General features: G+C 68.1%; 22 protein-coding genes. 7 read left to right on the top strand and 15 right to left on the bottom strand.

Features of this window, described 5'->3' with window-relative positions; genetic code table 11:
• The 3 genes from glpD to H9Q09_RS13945 all read right to left on the bottom strand — a co-directional run bounded on the left by glpD (position 1) and on the right by H9Q09_RS13945 (position 3,380).
• Positions 1-1,500 carry a glycerol-3-phosphate dehydrogenase gene (glpD, locus tag H9Q09_RS13955; protein ID WP_187391560.1) on the bottom strand — a complete coding sequence of 500 codons (1,500 nt, stop codon included), beginning with the start codon at positions 1,498-1,500 and terminating at the stop codon, positions 1-3.
• Between the two features lie 94 nt (positions 1,501-1,594).
• Positions 1,595-2,383 (bottom strand): DeoR/GlpR family DNA-binding transcription regulator, encoded by a 789-nt coding sequence (locus H9Q09_RS13950; RefSeq protein WP_187391532.1) that lies wholly within the window; start codon positions 2,381-2,383, stop codon positions 1,595-1,597.
• A 139-nt stretch (positions 2,384-2,522) separates the two neighbouring features.
• Positions 2,523-3,380 carry a D-amino-acid transaminase gene (locus H9Q09_RS13945; protein WP_187391531.1) on the bottom strand — a complete coding sequence of 286 codons (858 nt, stop codon included), beginning with the start codon at positions 3,378-3,380 and terminating at the stop codon, positions 2,523-2,525.
• Between the two features lie 182 nt (positions 3,381-3,562).
• Here H9Q09_RS13945 and H9Q09_RS13940 point away from each other — a divergent pair, with 182 nt between their 5' ends.
• Both H9Q09_RS13940 and H9Q09_RS13935 read left to right on the top strand, forming a co-directional pair.
• Positions 3,563-4,342 (top strand): SDR family NAD(P)-dependent oxidoreductase, encoded by a 780-nt coding sequence (locus H9Q09_RS13940; protein WP_187391530.1) that lies wholly within the window; start codon positions 3,563-3,565, stop codon positions 4,340-4,342.
• Between the two features lie 100 nt (positions 4,343-4,442).
• A complete protein-coding gene (locus tag H9Q09_RS13935) occupies positions 4,443-5,225 on the top strand; it encodes an enoyl-CoA hydratase (RefSeq protein ID WP_187391529.1) in 783 nt (260 codons plus the stop codon).
• A gap of 162 nt (positions 5,226-5,387) precedes the next feature.
• Here H9Q09_RS13935 and H9Q09_RS13930 read toward each other — a convergent pair whose 3' ends face one another.
• From H9Q09_RS13930 to H9Q09_RS13900, 7 genes are all read right to left on the bottom strand, one after another.
• Complete coding sequence (locus H9Q09_RS13930; protein ID WP_187391528.1) at positions 5,388-6,500, bottom strand: branched-chain amino acid ABC transporter substrate-binding protein; 1,113 nt, start codon at positions 6,498-6,500, stop codon at positions 5,388-5,390.
• Positions 6,501-6,644: 144 nt separating this feature from the next.
• On the bottom strand, positions 6,645-6,998 hold the full coding sequence (locus H9Q09_RS13925) for a DUF6867 family protein (protein ID WP_187391527.1): 354 nt from the start codon (positions 6,996-6,998) through the stop codon (positions 6,645-6,647).
• Complete coding sequence (locus H9Q09_RS13920) at positions 6,998-7,747, bottom strand: ABC transporter ATP-binding protein (protein WP_009209003.1); 750 nt, start codon at positions 7,745-7,747, stop codon at positions 6,998-7,000. Before H9Q09_RS13920 ends, H9Q09_RS13925 begins: the two co-directional genes overlap by 1 nt.
• Positions 7,744-8,721, bottom strand: coding sequence for an ABC transporter ATP-binding protein (locus H9Q09_RS13915; RefSeq protein ID WP_187391526.1), 978 nt, complete (start codon positions 8,719-8,721; stop codon positions 7,744-7,746). Before H9Q09_RS13915 ends, H9Q09_RS13920 begins: the two co-directional genes overlap by 4 nt.
• On the bottom strand, positions 8,721-10,181 hold the full coding sequence (livM, locus tag H9Q09_RS13910; protein ID WP_187391525.1) for a high-affinity branched-chain amino acid ABC transporter permease LivM: 1,461 nt from the start codon (positions 10,179-10,181) through the stop codon (positions 8,721-8,723). The genes H9Q09_RS13915 and livM overlap by 1 nt, the downstream gene beginning before the upstream one ends.
• A gap of 5 nt (positions 10,182-10,186) precedes the next feature.
• Positions 10,187-11,104, bottom strand: a complete 918-nt coding sequence (locus H9Q09_RS13905) for a branched-chain amino acid ABC transporter permease (protein ID WP_009209006.1) — start codon at positions 11,102-11,104, stop codon at positions 10,187-10,189.
• A gap of 267 nt (positions 11,105-11,371) precedes the next feature.
• A complete protein-coding gene (locus H9Q09_RS13900; protein ID WP_024348623.1) occupies positions 11,372-12,115 on the bottom strand; it encodes a phosphatase PAP2 family protein in 744 nt (247 codons plus the stop codon).
• Between the two features lie 213 nt (positions 12,116-12,328).
• On the opposite strand from H9Q09_RS13900, the gene folP reads away from it, so the two are divergent.
• From folP to H9Q09_RS13885, 3 genes are all read left to right on the top strand, one after another.
• A complete protein-coding gene (gene folP / locus H9Q09_RS13895; RefSeq protein WP_187391524.1) occupies positions 12,329-13,189 on the top strand; it encodes a dihydropteroate synthase in 861 nt (286 codons plus the stop codon).
• Positions 13,186-13,704: a 2-amino-4-hydroxy-6-hydroxymethyldihydropteridine diphosphokinase gene (gene folK, locus H9Q09_RS13890; protein WP_187391523.1), complete on the top strand. Its 519-nt coding sequence runs from the start codon at positions 13,186-13,188 to the stop codon at positions 13,702-13,704. Before folP ends, folK begins: the two co-directional genes overlap by 4 nt.
• A 131-nt stretch (positions 13,705-13,835) precedes the next feature.
• Complete coding sequence (locus H9Q09_RS13885) at positions 13,836-14,087, top strand: hypothetical protein (protein ID WP_187391522.1); 252 nt, start codon at positions 13,836-13,838, stop codon at positions 14,085-14,087.
• A gap of 22 nt (positions 14,088-14,109) precedes the next feature.
• Here H9Q09_RS13885 and H9Q09_RS13880 read toward each other — a convergent pair whose 3' ends face one another.
• From H9Q09_RS13880 to H9Q09_RS13865, 4 genes are all read right to left on the bottom strand, one after another.
• Positions 14,110-14,643, bottom strand: a complete 534-nt coding sequence (locus H9Q09_RS13880; protein WP_024348618.1) for a hypothetical protein — start codon at positions 14,641-14,643, stop codon at positions 14,110-14,112.
• Between the two features lie 86 nt (positions 14,644-14,729).
• The gene (locus H9Q09_RS13875) at positions 14,730-15,851 is read right to left on the bottom strand and encodes a TIGR01620 family protein (RefSeq protein WP_187391521.1); all 1,122 of its coding nucleotides are present in this window, start codon (positions 15,849-15,851) and stop codon (positions 14,730-14,732) included.
• Positions 15,848-17,293: a YcjX family protein gene (locus tag H9Q09_RS13870; protein WP_187391520.1), complete on the bottom strand. Its 1,446-nt coding sequence runs from the start codon at positions 17,291-17,293 to the stop codon at positions 15,848-15,850. Before H9Q09_RS13870 ends, H9Q09_RS13875 begins: the two co-directional genes overlap by 4 nt.
• 102 nt (positions 17,294-17,395) lie before the next feature.
• Positions 17,396-17,920 carry a histidine phosphatase family protein gene (locus tag H9Q09_RS13865; protein ID WP_187391519.1) on the bottom strand — a complete coding sequence of 175 codons (525 nt, stop codon included), beginning with the start codon at positions 17,918-17,920 and terminating at the stop codon, positions 17,396-17,398.
• Positions 17,921-18,217: 297 nt separating this feature from the next.
• Here H9Q09_RS13865 and dksA point away from each other — a divergent pair, with 297 nt between their 5' ends.
• A complete protein-coding gene (gene dksA / locus H9Q09_RS13860) occupies positions 18,218-18,634 on the top strand; it encodes an RNA polymerase-binding protein DksA (protein ID WP_024348614.1) in 417 nt (138 codons plus the stop codon).
• Positions 18,635-18,809: 175 nt separating this feature from the next.
• On the opposite strand, the gene H9Q09_RS22485 is transcribed toward dksA, so the two are convergent.
• Positions 18,810-20,684, bottom strand: coding sequence for a flagellar biosynthetic protein FliO (locus H9Q09_RS22485; protein ID WP_246716146.1), 1,875 nt, complete (start codon positions 20,682-20,684; stop codon positions 18,810-18,812).
• Positions 20,685-20,935: 251 nt separating this feature from the next.
• On the opposite strand from H9Q09_RS22485, the gene H9Q09_RS13850 reads away from it, so the two are divergent.
• Positions 20,936-23,473, top strand: a complete 2,538-nt coding sequence (locus tag H9Q09_RS13850) for a PAS domain-containing sensor histidine kinase (protein ID WP_024348612.1) — start codon at positions 20,936-20,938, stop codon at positions 23,471-23,473.
• Positions 23,474-23,492 lie beyond the last annotated feature (19 nt).

Here is a 23,492-nt window from a genome sequence, read left to right as displayed (position 1 = left end):
CTATTCGGCCGCCGTCCTCCGTTCATTCTGGCGCTGCGTCACATATTGCGCCAGTGCATCCGTCTCGTCGGCCCTGAAGCGCAGGCCAAGCTTGGTGCGGCGCCACAGGATATCCTCTGCCGTGCGAGCCCATTCCTCCGCGATCAGCCAGTCGATCTCGGCCTGGTAGAGACCGTGCCCGAAATCCCGGCCGAGTGCACCGGTCCTGGCGAATCTTGCCGCGTCGGTGCCGTAGGAGCGGACGAGCCGGTGGATCGTCGCCGCGTCGAGTTCGGGCGCGGCCTGGCGCAGTGCCGTCTCCAGCGCGCCGACGCCGTCGACGGCGAAGTCGCCGCCCGGCAGCGGCTCGTCGCCGGTCCAGCTCTTGCCCTTGGCGCCGAGATGATGGGCGATCTTGCCGAGCACTTCTTCCGACAGGACGCGATAGGTGGTGATCTTGCCGCCGAAGCAGTTGAGGACCCGCGCTTCGCCATTCTCGCCCTCGACCTTCAGGACGTAGTCGCGGGTGGCTTCCTGCGCCTTGGAGGCGCCGTCGTCGAAGAGCGGGCGCACGCCGGAATAGGTCCAGACGATGTCCTCGGCGACGACCGGCCTGGCGAAATACTCGCTGGCGGCCGACAGGAGATAGTCGATCTCGCCTTGGCTGATCGCCACCTGCGACGGGTCGCCTTCATAGTCCTGGTCGGTGGTGCCGACGAGGGTGAAGTCGTCCTCGTAGGGGATGGTGAAGATGATCCGCCCGTCGGCGTTCTGGAAGATGTAGGCGCGGTCGTGGTCGTAGAGCTTGCGCGTGACGATGTGCGAGCCCTGGACGAGGCGGATGTGATTGGCGCCGTTGCGGCCCATGGCGTTCTGGATGATGGCGTCGACCCACGGGCCGCCGACATTGACCAGGAAGCGCGCGGTGACGGAGCGGACCGCGCCGGTCTCCTGATCGTGGAGGGCGATGACCCAGCCGTCCTTCTCGCGCCGCGCCTCGGTCACCTTGGTGCGGACCATGATGTCGGCGCCGCGCGCGGCCGCATCGCGGGCGTTGAGGACGACGAGGCGGGCGTCGTCGACGCGGGCGTCGGAATATTCGAAGCCCTTCTGGAAATCGTCCTTCAGCGGCGCGCCCAGCGGCCCGTCGAGATCGACGGTGGTCGTCGCCTTCAGCTTCCGGCGGCCGCCGATATGGTCGTAGAGGAACAGGCCGAGGCGCAGGAGCCAGGCCGGGCGCAGGCCGTCATGATGGGGCAGGACGAAGCGCAGCGGCCGGATGATGTGCGGCGCGATGCTCCACAGCACCTCGCGCTCCATCAGGGCGTGGCGCACGAGGCTGAATTCGTAGTGTTCGAGATAGCGCAGGCCGCCATGCACCAGCTTGGTCGACCAGGAGGACGTGCCGGAGGCGAGATCGTTCATCTCGGCGAGCCCGACCCGGTAGCCGCGGCCGACGGCGTCGCGGGCGATGCCGCAGCCGTTGATTCCACCACCAATGATGAAAACGTCGTAATCCAGAAGAGCCTCCCCAGGCTTCGCACCGCAACATTCGAGGTTGCGATTGCGAATATCAGAAGGCTATTACGAAACCAAACCGAACGTCAAACGAAAACTACTCGGCGGCGTCGGCTTTGGTCGCATCGCGCCGGCCGGCCTCGATCAGACGGACCTCGCGGTCCTGGCAGATCTGCCGGATTCCGTCGGGCGCGACGTCGGTGACGAAGGTGTGGACCTGGTCGAGATGGCCGATCCTCACCGGCGCGCTGCGCTCGAACTTGGACGAATCCGCCGCCAGGATGACGTGGCGCGCATTGGAGATGATCGCCTGGGCGACGCGCACCTCGCGATAGTCGAAATCCAGGAGCGAGCCGTCGGGATCGATGGCCGAGACGCCGATGACGGCGAAATCGACCCGGAACTGGCGGATGAAATCCACCGCTGCCTCGCCGACGATGCCGCCATCGGAGCGGCGCACGACGCCGCCGGCGATCACCACCTCGATCTCCGGATAGGGCCGCATGACGGTGGCGACGTTGATGTTGTTGGTGATGACCATCAGCCCGGCATGGCGCAGCAGCGCGCGGGCGACGGCTTCGGTCGTGGTGCCGATATTGACGAAGAGCGAGGCGCGGTCCGGCACGAGATCGGCAACCGCCCGGCCGATCGCGCCCTTCTCGTCGGCCGCGATGGTGCGGCGGGCGTCGTAGCCGACATTCTCGACGCCGGAGGACAGCACCGCGCCGCCATGGACGCGGGCCAGAAGCCGCTGATCGCAAAGGTCGTTCAGGTCCTTGCGGATGGTCTGGACCGACACGTCGTAGCGGGCCGCCAGTTCCTCCACCGAGACGCGGCCGCTGCGCTTGGCACTCTCGAGTATCTGCGTCTGTCGGTCCGACAGCATGGTACACTCCTCCCGTGACGGAGCGATCATGGGCAAAACGAAACCGAAGCGCAAGAAACGAAAGCGAAGCCGATGGCCGGCTTCGCTGGCGGTCGAGGCGCCGACCGGCGGCGTGCCGACCGGCCGGCGTCTCGTGCCGTCAGATGGCGGTGCGGTCGGCCTCGGCGAGATAGATCTCGCGCAGGCGCCTGGCGATCGGGCCGGGCGCACCGCTGCCGACCGGTTGGCCGTCGATCTCGACCACCGGCATGACGAAGGTGGAGGCAGAGGTCACGAAGGCCTCGCTGGCGTTCTTCGCCTCTTCGAGGGTGAAGCTGCGCTCCTCGACCTTCACGCCGTCGTCGGCTGCCAGCTTCAGCACCGCGGCGCGGGTGATGCCGTGCAGGATCGAATGCGACAGGTCGCGGGTGATCAGCGTGCCGTCGGCGGTGACGATATGGGCGTTGTTGGACGAGCCTTCGGTGACGACGCCGTCCTCGACCAGCCAGGCGTCGTCGGCGCCCCGCGACTTGGCCTCCATTTTGGCCATGGACGGATAGAGCAGCTGCACTGTCTTGATGTCGCGGCGGGCCCAGCGCAGGTCGGGCACCGAGGCGATGCGGATGCCGGTGCGCGCCGCCGGCTTGTCGCGCAGAACCATGGCCTGGGTGAACAGGACGAGGGACGGCGCGGTGTCCTTCGGCGGGAACAGGAAGTCGCGATCGGCGGCGCCGCGGGTCACCTGCATGTAGATCAGCCCCTCGTCGAGGCCGTTGCGGGTGACCAGCTCGCGGTGGATCGTCAGCAATTCGTCCTCGCTTGCGGGCGAGGGCATGTCGAGCTCGCCGAGCGAGCGCGCCAGCCGCTTCATGTGCGGGCCGAAATCGACCAGCTTGCCGGACAGGACGGTGGTGACCTCGTAGACGCCGTCGGCGAACAGAAAGCCGCGGTCGAAGACCGAGATCGTCGCCTCTTCCTCGGGGACGTAGGCGCCATTGACGTAAACGGTACGGGACATGCCGGACTCCTGTGACAGATCGCTGCCGTGCATACGACGTGGCGCGGCCGGGTGGAAGACGAGGGGGAAAGATCGCGGGCCGGCGTCATTTCCGGCTTTCGCCGGGGAACGCGCGGGGCTACGGCAATAGACACATCCCAAGGGGCGAGGCGCCGCATTTCAGCGGTCCCGACCCGCAACGCATGGAGGAATGCTTGGATATCGGAACGACGACACCGGCGATCGTGACCGGCGCAGGCTCGGGTCTCGGGCGCGGCACGGCGCGCGCACTGGCCGCCAAGGGGGCCAAGGTCGCGGTGCTGGACCTCAACGAGGAAGCCGGACAGGCGGTCGCGGACGAGATCGGCGGCGTCTTCGTGCGCTGCGACGTGTCCGATTCCGAATCGGTCCGGCAGGCACTGGCGCTGGCCGTCGAGGCGATCGGCACGCCGCGCATCCTGGTCAATTGCGCGGGCATCGTGGCCGGCCGCAAGACGATCTCGCGCGGCGCGGCCCATGACCCGGCGCTGTTCCAGAAGGTGATCGCGGTCAATCTGATCGGCTCCTTCAACATGGCCTCGCAGGTGGCGCAGCTGATGTCCGAGGGCGACCCGCTCAACGCCGATGGCGAGCGCGGCCTGATCGTCTCGACCTCGTCGGTCGCCGCCTTCGACGGCCAGATCGGCCAGCTCGCCTATTCGGCCTCCAAGGCGGCCATCGCCGGCATGACGCTGCCGATGGCGCGCGACCTGGCGCAGACCGGCATCCGGGTGATGACCATCGCGCCGGGTATCTTCGAGACGCCGATGCTGGCCGGCATGCCGGAAGAGGTGCAGGCCTCGCTGGCGGCCGCGGTGCCGTTCCCGTCGCGCCTCGGAACCGCCGAGGAATACGCCAGGCTGGTCGTCCACATCGCCGAGAACGCGATGCTCAACGGCGAGACGATCCGCCTCGACGGCGCCATCCGCATGGCCCCGAAATAGGACCGCGATCGCGGCGGCCGGGTTGCCGGAGACGGCAGCCCGGACCGTCGCCCCATGTCGCAGAGCCGAGAGCGGGCAGGGCCCCGCAAGAGGAGGACAGATGAGCGAAGACAAGGTCGTACTCACCAGCCGGGAGGGCCGCGTCGCGATCCTCACCCTGAACCGGCCGAAGGCGCTGAATGCGCTCAATTCCGAGGTCATGCGCGAGATCGTGAGGCTGACTGCCGAGCTCGACCGCGATCCCGGCGTCGGCGCGATCCTGATCACCGGTTCGGAAAAGGCCTTCGCCGCCGGCGCCGACATCAAGGAGATGGAAGACCGCACGGTCATGGAGATGATGCTCGCCGACTGGTTCTCCGACTGGGAGATGCTGGAGCGGGTGCGCACGCCGATGGTCGCGGCGGTGTCCGGCTTCGCGCTGGGCGGCGGCTGCGAACTGGCGATGATGTGCGAACTGATCATCGCGTCCGACACCGCGAAGTTCGGCCAGCCGGAGATCAAGCTCGGCGTCATTCCCGGCATGGGCGGCTCGCAGCGCCTGACCCGCGCCGTCGGCAAGTACAAGGCGATGGACATGATCCTCACCGGCCGGATGGTCGAGGCCGAGGAAGCCGAGCGGATGGGGCTGGTGTCGCGGCTGGTGCCCGCGGCCTCGCTGATGGAGGAGGCGATGTCCGCCGCCCGAACCATTGCGGAGTTCTCCAAGCCGGCGACGATCACCGCCAAGGAAGCCACCAACCGGTCGTTCGAGGTGGGCCTGCGCGAGGGGCTACTGCACGAGCGTCGCACCTTCCACGCGCTGTTTTCCGGCTCCGACCAGAAGGAGGGCATGTCCGCCTTCCGCGAGAAGCGCGCCGCCGTGTTCAAGCACGGGCAGGACTGACGGCGGAATACCGGTCGCCGTCCCCGCCCATGGCGGGCGGCGGTCACGGAAGCGGGAGTGTGCTCGGACAGTCGAGCTGATTGCCCTGAACGACAAAGGCCCCGGCGCGATGCACCGGGGCCTTCGTCATGTCGGGATGCGGCGTCTGCCGCGTCCTGATGCTTACTGGGCGGCGCCGTCGACGTAGTCGTACTGGCCGTCCTTCCACTCGTAGACGACGTAGCCGGGCAGCGTGACGTCGCCCTTGTCGTCGAAGGTCAGGTCGCCGATGACCGTGGCGTAGTCGCCATCATTGAGGGCGGTGACGACCGGATCGAAGTCGGTGGAACCGGCCTTCTTGACCGCGTCGGCCCAGGCCTGGATCGCCGCGTAGGTGTAGAGCACGTAGCCCTCGGCGGTCTTGCCGGCCTTTTCGAGCTCGGCGACGACCGGCGCTGCGGCCTCGTTCTTGCGCGGATCCGGCGAGAAGGTCATGAGCGTGCCCTGGCCGGCGTCGCCGGTGATCGCCCAGTATTCCTCGGCGACGAGCGCGTCGCCCGACATCAGCACGGTGTCCATGCCCTGCTCGCGCATCTGGCGCGCCATCAGGCCGGCTTCGGTGTGGTAGCCGCCGATGTAGAGCAGGTTGATGCCGGCTTCCTTCATCTTGGTGACGAGGGCGGTGTAGTCCTTTTCGCCGGCCGTATAGGCCTCGACGAGGGCCGGCTTCTTGCCGGACGCTTCCTCGTAGAACTTCTGGGTCTGGTCGGCGAGGCCCTTACCGTAGGCGGTCTTGTCGTTGATGATCGCGACGTTGGCATCCGGGAAGTTGTCCGAGATGTACTTGCCGGCGACTTCGCCCTGCTGGTCGTCACGACCGCAGACGCGGAACACGCCGTCGCCCGGGCGCTTGTCGGTGAAGTCCGGGTTGGTCGAGGCCGGGGAGATCTGGACGATCTGCTCGTCGGCATAGACCTGGCTGGCCGGGATCGAGGAGCCCGAGCAGAAATGGCCGGCCACGAACGGCACGCCCTGCGAGGCGAACTGGTTGGCCACGGCCACGGCCTGCTTCGGATCGCAGGCGTCGTCGCCGACCGAAAGCTTCAGCATCTCGCCATTCACGCCGCCGGCGGCGTTGATGTCGGCAACGGCCTGCTCGGCGCCCGTGCGCAACTGCTCACCGAAGCTCGCGTACTGGCCGGTCATGGGGCCGGCGACGCCGATCGTGATCTCGGCAAACGCTGCGCCAGCGAATACCAGGTTGAGCGCTGCGCCGGCTAGGAGTGCTTTCTTCATGGGAACCTTCCTGTTGCTTCTGGCGGCCGGTGGGCCACGAGGCGGTGTTGACCGTCCTCTACCGAGGGGGATTTAAGACCGGATTCGCTGCCGTTGGAATAGCCCCGGCACAGTTTTTCGCCGGCGCTCATTAATGCGGCAGAGTCAGCGATGGTTACCGTGCAATATACCGTACTGCCGAGACATCTGACGGTTGCGGACATAGCTGCGGCCAGCGGCGGCAATGGCCAACAATACGATGAAGTCGATCAGTCCATAGTAGATCGCGGTGCCGAATGTCGCCGGCGGCAGAAAGAACGAGCCGCCGAACAGACTGAAGTGAATGAAGCGGACGGCCATCGTCAGCAACAGCACGTAGAAGGTCATCAGACCCCAGCCGTTCCACGTCAGCGCGGTGGAGCGGCCGATCATCCAGGCACCGCCGCCGCCGAGAACGACGGTGACGAGCAGGAATTCGGGCAGGGCGACTTCCCAGAGCAGGCCCATTTCGGATTCCATCAGTGGGCTCCCCCTTCCAGATAGGCGCTGCGCACTTCCTCGCGGGCCAGAAGCTCCTTGCCGGTGCCCGACATGGTGACGGTACCGTTGACCATGACGTAGCCGCGATGGGCGAGGCGCAGGGCGTGGAAGGCGTTCTGCTCGACGAGGAAGACGGTCAGCCCCTCATTGGCGTTCAACTCGCGGATGACGTCGAAGATCTGCTTGACGATCAGCGGGGCGAGGCCGAGGGACGGCTCGTCCAGAAGCAGGAGCTTCGGCCGGCTCATCAGCGCCCGGCCGATGGCCAGCATCTGCTGCTCGCCGCCCGACAGGGTGCCGCCGCGCTGGCCGCGCCGCTCCTTGAGCCGCGGGAACAGTTCGAAGACCTTGCGAAGGTCGTCGTCGAAATATTTCTCGTCCTCCATGATGGCCCCCATCTGGAGGTTCTCCATCACGGTCATCCGGCCGAAGACGCGGCGTCCTTCCGGCGACTGGGCGATCGACCGGGACATGATGTCGTGGGTCGGCATGTGGGTGATGTCCTCGCCGCGATAGAGGATCTGCCCCTCGCGAGCCTGCGGATTGCCGCAGATGGTCATCATCAGGGTCGACTTGCCGGCCCCGTTGGCGCCGATCATGGTGACGATCTCGCCGGCGAAGACGTCGACATCGACGCCCCGCAGCGCCTGGATCTTGCCGTAGAAGGTATGCACGCCGCGGACCGCCAGCATCGGCTCCCCCGCGGGCGTCGGCGCGACCGCGCTCATGCCATGTCTCCCTGACTGCCGTCGGCGGCGTGCGTCGACGCGCCGGCCTTCTTGACGCCGAGATCCTGCTCGACCTGCTCCACCTCCTCGTCGTCGACGCCCAGATAGGCGGCGATGACCTTGGGGTCGTCGCGCACCTCGGCGGCCGAACCGTCGGAGATCTTCTTGCCGTAGTCGAGCACGATGATGTGGTCGGAAATCTCCATCACCACGCCCATGTCGTGCTCGATCAGCAGCACCGAGACGTCATGCTCGTCGCGGATGTAGCGCAAGAGCGTGTTCAGCTCGGCCGATTCCCGCGGGTTGAGGCCGGCCGCCGGCTCGTCGAGGCACAGCAGCGCCGGATCGGTGCACATGGCCCGGGCGATCTCCAGCCGGCGCTGGGCGCCGTAGGGAAGGTCGGACGCCGGGTCGTCGGCGCGGTCGAGAAGGCGGGTGTGCCCCAGCCATTCGATCGCCTTGCGCTTGGCATCGGCGGCGGCGCGCCGGTAGCCGGGCAGGCCGAACAGGCCGCCGATGGTCATGCCGGAGGCGCGCATCAGCTTGTTGTGCTGCGCGACCAGCAGGTTCTCCAGCACCGTCATGCCGCCGAACAGGCGGATGTTCTGGAAGGTGCGCGCGACGCCGGCGACCTCGGTGATGCGGAAGTCGGTCATCCGCTCGAGGAGGAACACCGCGTGCTCGTCGTCGCGGTCATACTGGTTGCCGCTGCGGGTGAGGGCGGCGATCTTGGCGTCCGGGACATTGCGGCCCCGGCGCATGGCGATGCGGCCCTCGGTCGGCTTGTAGAAGCCGGTGACGCAGTTGAAGACCGTGGTCTTGCCGGCGCCGTTCGGGCCGATCAGGGCGGTGATGTCGCCGCGCCCGACATTGAAGGAGAGGTCGTCCACGGCGGTCAGGCCGCCGAAGCGCATCGTCAGATGCTCGACGGTCAGAACCGGGTCGAGCGACCAGCGGTGAGAGGTGTTCGACATTAGTGACCCTCGCCCTGGGAGACCTGATCGGCGCCGATCTTCTTCTTCTCCTTGTAGACATCGGATGGGGAGCGCGACGAGATCAGGCCGCGCGGCTTCCACACCATGATCGCCACCATGGCGAGACCGAAGATCAGCATGCGGTACTGGGTCGGATCGAAGTCCGAACCGAACACCGCCTGCAGGATGGTGAGGTTTCGCAGGAGTTCGATGCCGCCGATCATCACCACCGAGGCGATGACCACGCCGAGCTGCGAGCCGAGGCCGCCGAGCACCACGATGGCGAGGATGATCGCCGATTCGATGAAGGTGAAGCTCTCCGGCGAGATGAAGCCCTGCCGGGTGGCGAAGAAGGCGCCGGCGAAACCGCCGAACATGGCGCCCGTGGCGAAGGCCGTGAGCTTGACGTTGGTGGTGTTAATGCCGAGCGAGCGACAGGCGATCTCGTCCTCGCGCAGCGCTTCCCAGGCCCGGCCGACCGGCAGCTTGCGCAGCCGCAGGGTGACGAAGTTGGTGATCAGGGCGAGCGCCAGGATGATATAGTAGAGGAACACGAACCGCTGCACGGTGTCGTATTCGAGGTTGAAATACTCCGCGAAGGAATTGTCGCCGCGGTTGAACTCCAGGCCGAACAGCGTCGGCTTGGGAATGCCCAGGAGGCCGTTCGGGCCGCCGGTGAACTCGTACCAGTTCAACAGGACGATGCGGATGATCTCGCCGAAGGCGAGGGTGACGATGGCCAGATAGTCACCGCGCAGGCGCAGCACCGGGAAGCCCAGCATGACGCCCCACATCGCCGCGAACAGGCCGGCCATGGGCAGGCAGACCCAGAAGCCGAGACCGAAATTCGTCGACAGCAGCGCAAAGGAATAGGCGCCGACCGCGTAGAAGGCGACGTAGCCGAGATCGAGCAGGCCGGCGAGGCCGACGACGATGTTCAGTCCCCAGCCCAGCATCACATAGGTGAGGATCAGGATCGCCAGGTCGAGGAGATAGCGGTTCTGGCTCGGAACCAGCGTCGCCAGGAGATAGGGCAGGGTCAGCGCGACCAGCAGCAGCGCGATGCCGAGGACCTTGCCGATCGGCAGGCCGCGGGCGGTAGGCGCGAAGGTCTTCTTGAGAAAGCCGGTGATCGGCTGTTCGGAACGGAAGACGAAGTAGGACAGGAGGAAGCGGACGCCGAAGGCGATCGCCACCCAGACCAGCCAGAGCTCCGGCCGCAGCGTCAGGGACAGGCCGCCCGATGCGATGTCGGACCGGAAAGCCAGGAAGAACAGGGTGATGACCGCGATGATCGCCGCGGTGATGCCGGCCTCCTTCAGGGAGGCGACGAGGCGGCTGTCGCCGGTCGGCGCTTCGGTGAAGGGCGGTTCGCCCCGCGCAGCGTCGCGCCGCTCTTCGGACAGGATCTCCGCGCCCTCGGGGCGGTTCGCCGCGGTGGCTGATGTCGTGCTGGCCATCGCGATCAGACCTTCTCGACTTCAGGCCGGCCGAGCAGGCCGGAGGGCATGAAGATCAGCACGATCGCCAAGATGGAGAAGGCGGCGACGTCCTTGTACTCGACCGAGAAATAGCCGGACCAGAAGGTCTCGATCAGGCCGATGGCGAGGCCGCCCAGCATGGCGCCCGGCAGCGAGCCGATGCCGCCCAGAACCGCCGCGGTGAACGCCTTCACCCCGGCGATGAAGCCGATATAGAAGTCAATGACGCCGTAATAGAGCAGGTACATCATGCCGGCGACGGCGGCGAGCGAGGCGCCGAGCACGAAGGTCAGCGAGATGGTGCGGTCGACATTGACGCCGAGCAGGGACGCCATCTTGCGGTCCTGCTCACAGGCGCGCTGCTGGCGGCCGAGCGAGGTGCGCGAGATCAGCAGCGAGAAGCCGGCCATCAGGACGATGGTCATGCCGATGATGATCATCTGCATGTAGCTAAGCTGCACGACGATGCCGGAGGGCGAATCCATCAGCGTGATGCCGCCTTGGATCTGCGGCGGCAGCGGCTTGACGCGGGCACCCTGGGTCACCTGCACGAAGTTCTGCAGGAAGATCGACATGCCGATGGCGGTGATCAGCGGAGCGAGCCGGAAGGAGCCGCGCAGCGGCCGGTAGGCGACCCGCTCGACCGTCCAGCCCCAGAGCGAGGTGCAGAGCATGGCGACCAGCACCATGATCAGCAGCACCAGCGGCAGGAACGTGATGCCGAGGGCGGCGAGCGCCAAGAAGACCGTAAGCGAGACGAACGATCCGATCATGAAAATCTCGCCATGGGCGAAATTGATCATGCCGATGATGCCGTAGACCATCGTGTATCCGATGGCGATCAGCCCGTAGATCGAGCCGAGCGTGATACCGTTGATCAATTGCTGAAGAAAATATTCCATTGCCCGCCCGTTTTCCGGTGCTTCTGGGATGCCGGTCTGTTTGGCGCGCGCGAAAGTGTCAGGAACGCCGCGTCCGAAGGCATGATCATTTCCATAGCAATGGCGGCTCCGCAAGCCGATTGCGTCAATTTCGCGGCGCGATGGTGTTAACGCCTTGGCGAATCAGGGCTTAGGGGCATGCAAGCACGACGAAAGGCGCATAGAGATCGCCTATGGCCGCCCGGTTGGGGCGGCCATGGAAGCGCTCGTGAGCCGTCGCAGTCGGCGTCAGGTCGTGGCAGAATCGACGGGGTCGTCGATCGTCTGGGCTTCCGGCTCGACCGCGCCACGTTCCTCCAGCCAGCGGGCCAGCATCCACCAGCCGACCGCCCAGGCGGCGCCCGCGGTCCAGCCGGCGAGAACGTCGGTCGGCCAGTGCACGCCGAGATAGACGCGGCTGACGCCGACCAGCACCGTCAGGAAACAGGCGATGGTGATGAGATAGATGCGGACCCGGTGGCGCTCCTGGACGCGGGCGACGAGGATCGCCAGCGTCAGATAGGTGACGGCCGACATCATGGAGTGACCGCTCGGGAAGCTGGCCGTGTAGACGATGGAGCCGTGCGGCACGAGGTCGGGACGCGGCCGGTCGAAGCCGAACTTGAGAAGCTGGCTCATGGCAAAACCGCCGCCGACCGCCGCGAAGATCATGATCATCGAGCGGCGCTTGCCCTGCATCCACAGGAAGCCGCCGGCGAACAGCGTCAGCATGACGAGGACGCCGGTGCCGCCGAGGGCGGTCATGTCGCGGCCGAACTCTTCCATCCAGCCGGGGCCGAGCGGGTCCTGCGGGTCGGTCGCGCTGCGGAACCAGAGCAGGATGTCGGTGTCGAGCCCCTTGGTGTCGCCTTCCACCACCTCGCCGGCGAGCGAGACGAACCCCCAGATCGCGGCTGCCGCGGTTAGTGCGGCCACGAGCGTCGTGATCTCGATCCGCTGGCGGACCCATTGGTGGATGGCGTGGTATTGCATCGGCGGCTTTCGCGGGCAGTGGCAGGGTGGGCTGAACGTCACAGGCTAGCGCGCAAGGCCTCCGGGGCCAGTGGGAGGCCGGCAGAAAGGGCCCGGTCGCGGCGTTTTCGCGCGCCTGCACCTCGACCCGGCGCGCTTGCCCGGCGACGCGATTGCACCCGGCCGGGCCGCGCGCTACCAGACCCTGATGCAATGCTGGCAAGGTGACACGCGATGAAGCTGACCGAACCGCGCGGCGGAACCTGGCGCGTGGGCCATGGCCGCACAATCGACCTCAACGGTCCGGCCTGCATCATGGGCATCCTGAACGCGACGCCCGACAGCTTCTCCGACGGTGGCCGCTATGCCAGCGTCGACGCTGCGGTGGCGGAATCGCTTCGGATGGTGGAGGCGGGCGCGACGATCGTCGATATCGGCGGCGAATCGACCCGACCCGGCGCGACCCCGGTGGACGCCGCCGAGGAGCAGCGGCGGATCATGCCGGTGATCGAGGCGCTGGCGGCGTGCTCCGACTGCGTGATCTCGGTCGATACCTATCGCTCGGAGACGGCCCGCATGGCGGTCGAGGCGGGGGCGCATATCGTCAACGACATCTGGGGTGCGCAGAAGGATCCGGGCATCGCCACGGTCGCGGCCGAGACCGGCGCCGGGCTCTGCCTGATGCACAATGGCCGCGAGCGCGAGACGCTCGAGGACATGATCGCCGACCAGTATCTGTTCCTGAACCGGTCGCTGGACATTGCGCGCGGGGCCGGGGTGCCGGCTGAGGCGATCGTGGTCGATCCCGGCTTCGGCTTTGCCAAGGACGGACCGCAGAACCTGATCCTCCTGACCCGGCTCGACGAATTGCAGGCGCTGGGCCATCCGCTGCTCGTCGGCACGTCGCGCAAGCGCTTCGTGCGGGGCGCAGTCGGGCGCGAGGATCCCGAGCCGGACATCGCCACGGCCGCGACCAGCGCCCTGATGCGCGAACGCGGGGCCGACATCTTCCGCGTCCACAGCGTTGCCGCCAATCGCGACGCGCTGCGGGTGACCGACGCCATGTTCCGCGCCATGCGGGGCGAACGCTGGTGAGCGCACGGGCATATCTCGGGCTCGGCGGCAATATCGGCGATCCGGCGGCGAAGATGGCGGCGGCGCTGCGCCGGCTCGATGCGCGCGATGACACGGCGGTGGTCGCGGTCTCGCGGCTCTATCGCACGCCACCCTGGGGCAAGACCGACCAGCCGGACTTCGTCAACGCCTGCGCGGCGGTCGAGACCGATCTGGCGCCGCGCGATTTCCTGGAACTGTGCCTGGCGACGGAGCGGCTCTTCGGCCGCGAGCGGCGCGAGCGCTGGGGGCCGCGCACGCTCGATCTCGACGTCCTGGATTATGCGGCAAGCCCCTATGAGGACGACGCGCTGACATTGCCGCATCCCCGGGTGACCGAGCGGGCCTTCGTGCTGGTGCCGCTCGCCGATATCGCGCCGGACCTCGCCTTCGGCGGCCGGACGGTGGCCGACTGGATCGCGGCGATCGACCCGGAGGGGATCCAGCCCGCCAGCGCCGACGGCGAATGGTGGCGAGAGGAACACGCCGACGCCTGAGAGCGGCGGCGTCGGGCCGCGCAGCGGACGTGGGCGCTAGCACGGCGGGGTGTTCCGGACCCGGGCGGTCAATCGACGGGACGGACCGGGCAGGTCCGAGAGGATGTCAGGCGAAGGCGAGACGGACCGGCATGACCCAGCTCTATCTCTTTCTCTGCGACGAGCGGTGGCAGGGCACCGACATCGATCTCCACGGAGACGGCTTCAGGCTGGGCGACGGCATCTATCTCATCGACAGCGCGCTGACGCGCTCGAAGCTCTACCACCGGCTGAAATGGCAGCTCGTCGATGACGCCTGGCTCCTCGTCGCGCCGCTCCAGGACGCGCCGAAATTCAAGGGAATGGCGCCCGGCGCCCTGGCATGGCTGCGCGCACGCAGCTGAAGCCCGCGTCCTGCGCTGGGTCTTAGTCGGTCAGGGCGCTCTGGCGGGTGGCGCCGGTGCGCTTCAGATTCATGCCGATGACCGGCACGAGCTCGGAGGCGACGGTGACCGAGACGGTGATCGCCAGCGTCTCGGCGTCGGCGAGGCGGGCGACCATGGCGCCCTTGAGCTGCTTGCGGTCGAGGCCGACGATGATGCGGTCGCGATCGACATTGCCGGAGACGATGTCGAGGCCCTTGCCCTTGGCGCCGTCCTGGAAGGCGCCGCGATAGCTGGTGCCCGAGCGCAGGACTTCGGCGTGCATGGGCTGCGAGAACAGGCCGACGCGGCAGGAGCCGTCGAGGGCGACGCCGGTGGCCTTGGGATGCTCGGAGCCGGCGAAGTCGCAGACAAACTTGGTGCCCTTGTACTTGCCGGCGACGATCTCGCCCGGGCCGGACCACTGGCCGACGACCTGGCGGAAGAACGCCTTGTCGGGATCGGCGAGAGCAGGCGTCGCGATGGCCGAACCGGCCGCGATGGCGAGAGCGAGACCGGCGTTCAGCATGCGGGACATGAGCGGACCTTCCTGACGGCGCAAGTGGCTGTTTCCTAGCCCCCTTTATGATCCGTAAGGGTTAACACAGCCTTGCGACGGATCGCTCAACCAGGCGTGCGGGGCTCGGTCGATCCCGCCTGCGGCGTTCGGGTCGCACCGATGACGGTCAGGTCGCCGAGGACATCGGAGACCGACGGGCGGCGCAATCTCAGGAACGGCAAGGGCCGGCAGAGGTCCATGGCGGCAAGGCCGACGCGGGCGGTGAGCAGGCCGTTGACGACACCCTCGCCGAGCCGGGCGGAGAGTTTGGCGGCAACGCCGTGACCGAGCAATTGCTGGGCGAGCCCGTCGCCGATGCCGATCGTGCCGGTGACGGCGAGATGACCGACCACGTCGCGGGTCAGGCGGATCAGGCCGAGCGTGCCGGGCCGGGCGCCATAGAGCTCCGACATGCGGCGGATCAGCTTGACCGTCTCGAACAGGACATAGGCGACGTCGACCAGCGCCTTGGGGCTGACGGCGGTGACCACGGAGACGCGCTTGGAGGAGGCGAGGACGAGCGCGCGGGCCTTCATGTCGAGCGGCCCGAGCAGTTCGCGCTCGGCCAGGGCCACCAGATCGGCCCCGTCGATCACCTCATCCTTCAACTCGGCCATCTTCGCGCGGCCCTTGGCGGTTTCCGGCCGGCCGGAGAGGAGGGTGGACAGGCCGCGCACCACGTTGCGGGCGTCCTCGGTCGAGTTGGCTTCATAGGCGGCGCGGCCGGCCTGGCGTTCGCGGTCGACGGCGGCCAGCCGCATCAGGCCGATCACTTCCCGCAAGGCGACGCCCAGCGCGCCGACGACGAGAAGTGCGGCGAGCGCCACGGCGCCCCAGCCCAGCCACTCCCAGCGGGCGAAGAGGTCGCGGACGAGGGCATCGATGGCGAGGCCGATGCCGAGCGAAATCAGCAGGCCGAGCGCGGCGAGGAACAGCTTGCCGAAGGAGAAGCGCCGCTTGCGCCGGGCCGCCGGCTCGTCGTCCAGGACCGCGATCGCCTCGCGCTCGATGGCGTCCTCGGGGTCGAGGCGGATCTTCGCGATATTCTCGATGGCCCGCGGCGTGCGGCTGGGCGTGGCGGCTTCGGCCTCCGGCGCGCGCTCGGGCTGCATCCCGGCCTCGTCGAGGCGGAAAGCGCCGGGCCGGCGGCGGGGACGGGGGCCGTCTTGCGTCTCGTCGCTCGTCATGACAGCCGGTCTCCCATGAGGAACTGCAGGGCGCGGTCGAGGCGGATATGCGGCAGCGACAGGGTCAGCCCCGCCGCATCGCGCTCCAGCCGCGGCGGCTTGAACCGCACGAAACGGATCGGGTCGGGTTCGGCCCCGTCGACGAACAGCCGGGCCGGGTCGGCGGGCAGGTCGCCGGGGAAGATCGCCGTCTCGGTGCGGCCGTCGAAGGTTTCCTCGCCGATGGTCTCGCCCTCGGCCGGCGTGCCGACGATGACCGGCAGCGTCTCGCCGCCATCCTCGACGCTGGCCTCGCGGGTGGCGCGCACGGCGGCAAGGGCGAGGACGTCGGTGCGGGCGCCGGAGAACTTCGCCCGGGCGATGGCGTCGTCGAGGAGCCGGCGCACGATGCCCTCCAGCCGCCGGTGGCTGTCGCGGTGGAGATGGTCGGCCTTGGTGGCGGCGACCAGGATGCGGTCGATCCGCCTAGTCAGGAAGGAGCCGAGCCAGGTCGAGCGGCCAGGGCGGAAGCAGCCGAGAATGTCGGCGAGGGCGGTTTCGAGATCGCGGACGGCCTCGGGGCCGGCATTGATCGCCTGCATCACGTCGACCAGCAGGATCTGCCGGTCGAGGCGGGCGAAATGATCGCGGAAGAAGGGTTTGACCACGACGGTCTTGTAGGCCTCGTAGCGGCGCGCGAGATGGGCTGCGAGCGACCCCTTGGGATAGGTCCGGCCGGGCTCGACCGGCAGCGGCGCAAAGGTGAGGGCCGGCGAGCCTTCAAGGTCGCCGGGCATCAGGAAGCGCCCCGGCGGCAGCGTCGAGAGGGCGGCGCTGTCGGCGCGGCAGGATTGCAGATAGCCGGCGAAGGCACGGCTGAGCGCCACCGCCGTCGTCTCGTCGGCCGGCGCCTCCAGATCGACGCTGTCGACGAGGTCGAGATACTCCCGTGCGAGATGGCGGCGCGAGGGCAGCCACGCGCGCTCCAGCGATTCGGCCGAGAAGGTCGCGAAGTCCTTTTCCAGGAGCGGCAGGTCGAGCAGCCATTCGCCCGGATAGTCGACGATGTCGATGGACAGCCGGCCGCCGGAGAACATCCGGCCCCAGCCGGAGCCCGATTCATACTCGATGGTCAGGCGCAGCTCGGAAATCGCCCGCGTCGAGTTCGGCCAGAGCCGGTCCTCGAGGATGGTGCGGATGTGCTCCTCGTACTGGAAGCGCGGCACGGCATCGTCCGGCTGCTCCTCGAGGAAGGAGCGCAGGATGCGGCCGCCCGCCTGCGCCTCGAACAGCGGCAGCCGCCCGCCATGCAGGAGATTGTGGACGAGCGCGGTGATGAACACCGTCTTGCCGGCGCGCGACAGGCCGGTGACCCCCAGCCGCAGCGTGGGGTGGAACAGGCCGGTGGTGCGGTCGGTGAAGGTATCGAAGACGAGCCGGGCTTCGTCGGCAAGGGAGGTCATGGGCGGGGCGGGGGTCCTCTCTGGGCTCCGGGTCGGTCGTCAGGCCCCGATATAGGTCCGACGGGGGCGCCTCGAAAGGCGCGCTGGCCCGCGGCCTGCCGCTCAGCCGGCCTCGTCGGGATCGAACAGGCGGCACAACCGGCCGGCGCCCGGTGCGATCCGGGACAGGGGACCCTCGAATTCCACGATTGCCAGACCCCCGGTGGGGAAGCCCTGGCTCGCCGTGGCGAGTGCCGCCCGATCGCCGCTGCCGGCGAGCGACAGGGTGAATTCCTCGATCATCGGATTGTGCCCGATGACGAGAAGTGCGGTCGCATCCGCCTGTCCGCGCACCGCCTCGTAATAGGCCGCGATCTCGCCGCCATAGAGCGAGGACAGGTTCTCTTCGGCAAGACCGGACGGCAGGGCCGGTCGAATCAGGTCGAGGGTCTCGCGGGTGCGCGCCGCCGTCGAGCAGAGCACGGTGTCGAAGGCGAACGCCTCGCGGCGCAGGAAGACGACCAACCGCTCGCATTCGGCGCGGCCGCGAGCGTCCAGCCTGCGATCATGGTCGCTTTCGCCGGGGCGGGCCCAGCCTGCATGGGCATGGCGGAGAATGTAGAGGCGGGACGTCGGGGCGGAGGACATGGCGAGGGACTATGCCGATAAATGCGGTCCGGGCAATCGGCGGCCTCGCCACCGCTGTCGGCACGTCGGTCGGGGGCGCGGTTCGGGGTGGAACCGGTGGCCGGTTCGACGCAGGACGGCATTCATCGCCGCCGCGTCATCGCCACGTCATCCAGACGAGGGATAGAGCGCTCGGAAACCCTTGCGAAATCCGTCTCTTAGAAACGTCTTCATATTCTGGATGTAGGATGCCGGAGTTAACTTGTTCCCGGAGACAAGCGTCGCTATAAGCCCGAATTACGGAAACGGAGGTGCGTGATGAGCCAGTTACTCAATATCGATGCGACCTTGTCCGAAGACGGGCAGTTCATGAACGACCGTCAGAAGGACTACTTCCGTAAGAAGCTGTTGGCGTGGAAAGCGGAGATCCTGCGGGAATCGCGCGAGACCCTCCTGGGGCTGGCCAGCGACAACAGCAATCAGGCCGATGCCGCCGACCGCGCCTCCTCCGAGACCGACCGCGCCATCGAGCTGCGGGCCCGCGATCGCCAGCGCAAGCTGATCGCCAAGATCGACTCGGCGCTGGAGCGCATCGAGGACGGTACCTACGGCTATTGCGAGGAGACCGGCGAGCCGATCAGCCTGAAACGGCTCGACGCCCGCCCGATCGCCACCATGTCGCTGGAAGCGCAGGAGCGGCACGAGCGCCGCGAGAAGGTCTATCGCGACGAATAGCCGACCGGTCGTCCCCTGACGGGGCCGCCCTTCGAGCGTTTAGCTTTCCCGTTCCAGGCCGCACCGTTCCGGTTCGGCGTTCCAATCCCGACAATTCACGCGTGCCGGCCGTCCACCCCTCAGGGTGGCGGAATGCCCGCCTGCGCGTGATCGGCGCCAAGCGGGCACTCCGGCATCAGTTGGGTTTGCGCTCGCCCTTGGCGTCGAAGCTGAAGTCGCCCAGCAGGCGCTCCATCTCCTCTTCCAGCGTCAGGCGCCGCTCGGGGGCCTGATCGCCCGCCGCGGGCGCCTCCGATGCCGAATCGTCCGCGCTCTCGCGGTCGGCGCGCGTCTCCGGTTCCACCCGCGCCGGTTCCGGCTTCGGGCGCGGGGAGGCCGCCGGTTCGCGGCTGGGGGCGTCGATCGACGGGGCCGGGGCCGGTGACGGCTTCGCATCCTCTGCCTTGGCGACGACCGGCGTGGGGGCCTGCGGCCAGGTCGACGCGCCGGAGGAACGCGAGGTGGCATCGACCTTCGGCACGTCGCGGGATTCAGGCGCGCGCTCCGGCCCGCCCGTTACGGGTGCATCGACCGCGGGAGCCGGGGCATTGCCCCGCGGCGGAGCGACATCCTCGTCGCCGTCGTCATCACCGAAATCGGTGTCGAGTTCGGCCGACAGGAAATCCTCAAGACTCGGGTCGGCGCGTTCGGCCTCGATGGCGGGTGCCTTGGCGGGCGCAGATGCGGGGGCGGCCGGCGCTTCCGGTTTTGCGGCCGGCGTTACCTCGGGCTTCGGCGCTTCCGGCTCGGGGGCCGGCGATGCGACCGATGGGGCAGCAGAGGCAGCGGACGCGGTGGCGGCGGTCGCAGCGCCGCGGCCTGGGGCCGAAGCGGGAGCCGCCGGAGCGGGGGCAGCCGAAGCGGGGGCAGCCGCAGCCGGCCGAGGCGTCGGCGCGGGCGTGGCTGGCGTGGCCGGCGGCGGCATTCCGGCGGGCGCCTTGCGCTGCTGGATGGCGCTCGCAAAGCTGCGAACCGACAGGGGCTGGCGCGCCGCCACCGGGGAATCGGCAGGCTCGACGGCGATCGCCGGGGCGGTCGCGTCCTGAACCCGCGAGAATTCCGGCGATTGCGAGCGGTTCATCTGGGCACGCAATTGCGTGCGTGCGGTCTCGGAATCGGGCGCCGATGGCTCCGGCTGGCTTCTGGCCGCGGCAAAGCGCGGCTCGACGCGGCTGGCGGGGGCTGGGCCGGCGGCCGTGTCCTGCTGTGCGGTCGCAGGGCCGCTGTCGGGCGCACGCGTCGCCGTCGGCGTCGCCGTGGAGCGCGGCTGGGTCACCGGGCGCGCCGCAACGGGTGCCCTGGGCGGAGCCGGCGGCGCCACCGGTTCCGGCATGGCGGCGGCCGCGGGACGCCTGGTATCCGGCGACGGGCTGTCGACCGCAACGGACGCGGCGGCACCATTTGCGGCGGCACCATTTGCGGCGGTGGTCAGACTTGCGGCGGCCAGCGGCGACGGCGTTGCCACCGGCGGGGGCGAGCGACGGTCGTTCGCCCCGGCGGAGGGCGCGTCGGCGGAGGGCGTTTCTGCGCGTTCGGGCGACGTCGGCTTCGTCTCGCGCGGGGCCGGGGCGTCGATCCGCGGCTCGGGCGCCCGGGCCCGTTCGGCGACGGCGGGCAGCTCCGGCTCGTGACGATGGTTCCTGGCGAAGCGCTCCTCCTCGATCTCGTCGGAGCGCGAGGTGTTCCAGTCGCCATGCGGACGCGCGGCGGCCGGCACCCGCAGGATGTTGCCCTCTAGCAGCACGTCGTTCTGGCCGCCGATGAGGATCAGGTGCTCGATCTCGTCGCGGCGCACCAGCACCAGCTTGCGCTTTTCGTCGATGCGGGTGACGTCCATCACCGCCAGACGCGGCGCGCGGCCCTTGAACTGGGTGCCGATCCGTCCGCCGAAGGCCTTCTTGGCGAGAACGATCATCGCCATCGCCAGACCACAGACGATGACGGCGACGATGGCCACCCAGACGATCGGCGCGAGGCCTTCCCCGACGAGATCGACGATCCACTGCGGCATGGGGCGGGCTTCCTTCTACTCTGGGCGGAGGAGCACGCCCGATTTCACATTTGGGGCAACCTTCCGCGGGATGAACCCCATGGGCAAGGGCAACGCCAGCTTGGACGTTCATAAAGCGTTGGACGGCGCGCGCGAAGGCGTAGCCGGGATTTTCCGCGGCCACAGGCCGAATAAAAGCGCCCTGGGGCACTCTCGCGTCGAATCTGCTTTTGATTCATAGTCATGGCGGCGCGGACAAGGAGCGAATCACGATGGATGGAGGGGCGACGACGGGGTCTGCAGACCGGCCGCTGATCGACAGGGCCACGGCAGCCTCGGGCGTCAGGCGCCTTCTGATGCTGGGCGGCTCGCTGATGGTGCTGGCGGCGCTGCTGGCGCTTCTGGGCAACGCCTATGGTGGCATTGCGCTGCTGATCATCTTCGGCGGCCTTGCCATGGCCGGTCTTGCGGCGATCTTCGCGACCGCGCTGGGCTTCGTGCAGTTCACCGGCCGGATCGCCGAAGCCTCCATCGCCAAGGATTTTCTCGACACCGCCCGCACCGGCATGCTGATCCTCGATCGCAAGGGCCGGATCATCTACGCCAACAAGGCCTATGGCGAGATCACCGGCGCCACCAGTGCGGCCGGCGTGAAGACGCTGGAGCGGCTTCTGGCGCGCGAGACCGAAGCGTCCGAGGCGATCTACCATCTGGCCAATCTGGCGCGGGAAAACCGCACCGGGCAGCGCGAGTTCCGCCTGCCGCGCAGCCTGTATGACAGCACCGACCCGACGCCGCACTGGTACCGCGCCTCGGTGCGCCCGCTGAACACCTCGAACGGCACGCTGCACGCCTGGCAGATCCTCGACATCACCTCCGAGCGCAAGCACCAGGAGAGTTCGTTCCAGGATCTGCAGCACGCCATCGATTATCTCGACCGCGCGCCGGCCGGCTTCTTCGCCACCGACGGCAATCTGAAGATCGCCTATCTCAACGCCACGCTGGCCGATTGGCTCGGCGTCGATCTGGTCGAGTTCCGGCCGTTCAGCCGCTCGATCCTGGAATTCGTGCCCGAGGCGTCGCATCCGCTCCTGACCCTGCCGCAGGACGGCGCCGATGCGCTGGACACCACCGCCATCGACCTCGACCTGATCACCAAGTCGGGGCGCAGCCTGCCGGTGCGCCTCCTGCGCAAGCCGGTCGCCGACGACGTGGCCGCGCCGGGCACGGTGCGCACGCTGGTTCTCAACCGCAGCGGCGACAATCACGCCGCCAGCCCGGTGGAGGTCGCCGAGGCCCGCTTCACCCGCTTCTTCAACTCCTCGCCCATGGCGATCGCCGTCCTCGACCGGCAGGGCCGCGCGGTGCGCTCGAATGCGGTGTTCCGGCAGATCTTCGGCAACGAGGCGGCGAACGGCACCGCGGCGATCGAGTCCAGTATCCTGGCGGCCGGCCGCGACGGTTTCCAGCAGGCGCTCGGCTCCGCCATGGAAGGGCAGGCGGGCGTGCCGCCGATCGACGCCGAGATCGAGGGCGAGCGGACCCGCGCCGTGCGCTTCTATGTCAGCCCGATCCCGAATTCGGGATCGGACACCGAAGAAGTCGTCATCCTCTACGGCGTCGACATCACCGAGCAGCGGGCCCTCGAGGAGCAGTTCGCCAAGAGCCAGAAGATGCAGGCCATCGGCAATCTGGCCGGCGGCATCGCCCACGACTTCAACAACGTCCTGACGATCATCACCGCCTCGGTCGACTTCCTGCTGCTCAACCACCGCACCGGCGATCCCTCGTTCCAGGACCTGCTGCTGATCAAGCAGAGCGCCAACCGCGCCGCCTCGCTGGTGCGCCAGCTGCTGGCCTATTCGCGCCGCCAGACCATGCGGCCGAAGATGCTGAACCTGACCGACGTGGTCGCCGACATGCATCTCCTCCTGAAGCGGGTCAGCGGCGACCATGCCAAGCTGGAGCGCCATCATGCGCGCGACCTGTGGCCGGTCATGGCCGATATCGGCCAGTTCGAGCAGGTGATCACCAATCTGGTGCAGAACGCCCGCGACGCGATGCCGGACGGCGGCACCATCACCATCTCGACCCGCAATGTCGAGGCGGCGGAGGCCGCGGCCTTCGGCTACGCGGAAATGACCGAGGGCGATTATGTGCTCGCCGAGATCTCCGACACCGGCACGGGCATGCCGGTCGAGGTCGCCGAGCGCATCTTCGAGCCGTTCTTCACCACCAAGGACATCGGCAAGGGCACCGGCCTCGGCCTCTCCATGGTCTACGGCATCGTCAAGCAGTCGGGCGGCTTCATCTTCGTCGACACCAAGCCTGGCGAGGGCACGACCTTCCGCATCTTCCTGCCGCGCCATATCCCGGCGCAGGTCACGGCGGCCAAGAGCGATGCGGTGGCCGCGCCGGTCAACGCCAAGGTCGACCTGTCGGGCACCGCCTCGATCCTGCTCGTCGAGGACGAGGACCATGTGCGGGCCGGCAATGTGCGCGCGCTGAAGATGCGCGGCTACGACGTCCACGAGGCAGCGTCCGGCATCGAGGCGCTGGAGGTGATGGAAGAACTCGACGGCCAGATCGAGCTCGTCGTTTCCGACGTGGTGATGCCCGAGATGGACGGCCCGACGCTGCTGCGCGAGATGCGCAAGACGCGGCCGGAGCTGAAGTTCATCTTCGTCTCCGGCTATGCCGAGGATGCCTTTGCCAAGAACCTGCCCGAGGGCGAGAAGTTCGGCTTCCTCGCCAAGCCGTTCTCGCTGCGCGAGCTGGCCGTGGCGGTCAAGAACATGCTCGACGAATAGGTTTCCGGCCGCCCCGGCG

Source organism: Aurantimonas sp. DM33-3, assembly GCF_014334315.1.
GTDB lineage: Bacteria > Pseudomonadota > Alphaproteobacteria > Rhizobiales > Rhizobiaceae > Aurantimonas > Aurantimonas coralicida.
Note: the sequence above shows the minus strand (reverse complement) of the source record. Positions and strands in the feature narration are given on the sequence as shown.

Excerpts from the sequence above, each read along its gene's own strand:
- H9Q09_RS13950 (WP_187391532.1), bottom strand. The coding sequence starts at position 2,383 with ATGCTGTCGGACCGACAGACGCAGATACTCGAGAGTGCCAAGCGCAGC.
- H9Q09_RS13945 (WP_187391531.1), bottom strand. The coding sequence starts at position 3,380 with ATGTCCCGTACCGTTTACGTCAATGGCGCCTACGTCCCCGAGGAAGAG.
- H9Q09_RS13940 (WP_187391530.1), top strand. The coding sequence starts at position 3,563 with ATGGAGGAATGCTTGGATATCGGAACGACGACACCGGCGATCGTGACC.
- H9Q09_RS13935 (WP_187391529.1), top strand. The coding sequence starts at position 4,443 with ATGAGCGAAGACAAGGTCGTACTCACCAGCCGGGAGGGCCGCGTCGCG.
- H9Q09_RS13930 (WP_187391528.1), bottom strand. The coding sequence starts at position 6,500 with ATGAAGAAAGCACTCCTAGCCGGCGCAGCGCTCAACCTGGTATTCGCT.
- H9Q09_RS13925 (WP_187391527.1), bottom strand. The coding sequence starts at position 6,998 with ATGGAATCCGAAATGGGCCTGCTCTGGGAAGTCGCCCTGCCCGAATTC.
- H9Q09_RS13920 (WP_009209003.1), bottom strand. The coding sequence starts at position 7,747 with ATGAGCGCGGTCGCGCCGACGCCCGCGGGGGAGCCGATGCTGGCGGTC.
- H9Q09_RS13915 (WP_187391526.1), bottom strand. The coding sequence starts at position 8,721 with ATGTCGAACACCTCTCACCGCTGGTCGCTCGACCCGGTTCTGACCGTC.
- livM (WP_187391525.1), bottom strand. The coding sequence starts at position 10,181 with ATGGCCAGCACGACATCAGCCACCGCGGCGAACCGCCCCGAGGGCGCG.
- H9Q09_RS13905 (WP_009209006.1), bottom strand. The coding sequence starts at position 11,104 with ATGGAATATTTTCTTCAGCAATTGATCAACGGTATCACGCTCGGCTCG.
- H9Q09_RS13900 (WP_024348623.1), bottom strand. The coding sequence starts at position 12,115 with ATGCAATACCACGCCATCCACCAATGGGTCCGCCAGCGGATCGAGATC.
- folP (WP_187391524.1), top strand. The coding sequence starts at position 12,329 with ATGAAGCTGACCGAACCGCGCGGCGGAACCTGGCGCGTGGGCCATGGC.
- H9Q09_RS13885 (WP_187391522.1), top strand. The coding sequence starts at position 13,836 with ATGACCCAGCTCTATCTCTTTCTCTGCGACGAGCGGTGGCAGGGCACC.
- H9Q09_RS13880 (WP_024348618.1), bottom strand. The coding sequence starts at position 14,643 with ATGTCCCGCATGCTGAACGCCGGTCTCGCTCTCGCCATCGCGGCCGGT.
- H9Q09_RS13875 (WP_187391521.1), bottom strand. The coding sequence starts at position 15,851 with ATGACGAGCGACGAGACGCAAGACGGCCCCCGTCCCCGCCGCCGGCCC.
- H9Q09_RS13870 (WP_187391520.1), bottom strand. The coding sequence starts at position 17,293 with ATGACCTCCCTTGCCGACGAAGCCCGGCTCGTCTTCGATACCTTCACC.
- H9Q09_RS13865 (WP_187391519.1), bottom strand. The coding sequence starts at position 17,920 with ATGTCCTCCGCCCCGACGTCCCGCCTCTACATTCTCCGCCATGCCCAT.
- dksA (WP_024348614.1), top strand. The coding sequence starts at position 18,218 with ATGAGCCAGTTACTCAATATCGATGCGACCTTGTCCGAAGACGGGCAG.
- H9Q09_RS22485 (WP_246716146.1), bottom strand. The coding sequence starts at position 20,684 with ATGCCGCAGTGGATCGTCGATCTCGTCGGGGAAGGCCTCGCGCCGATC.
- H9Q09_RS13850 (WP_024348612.1), top strand. The coding sequence starts at position 20,936 with ATGGATGGAGGGGCGACGACGGGGTCTGCAGACCGGCCGCTGATCGAC.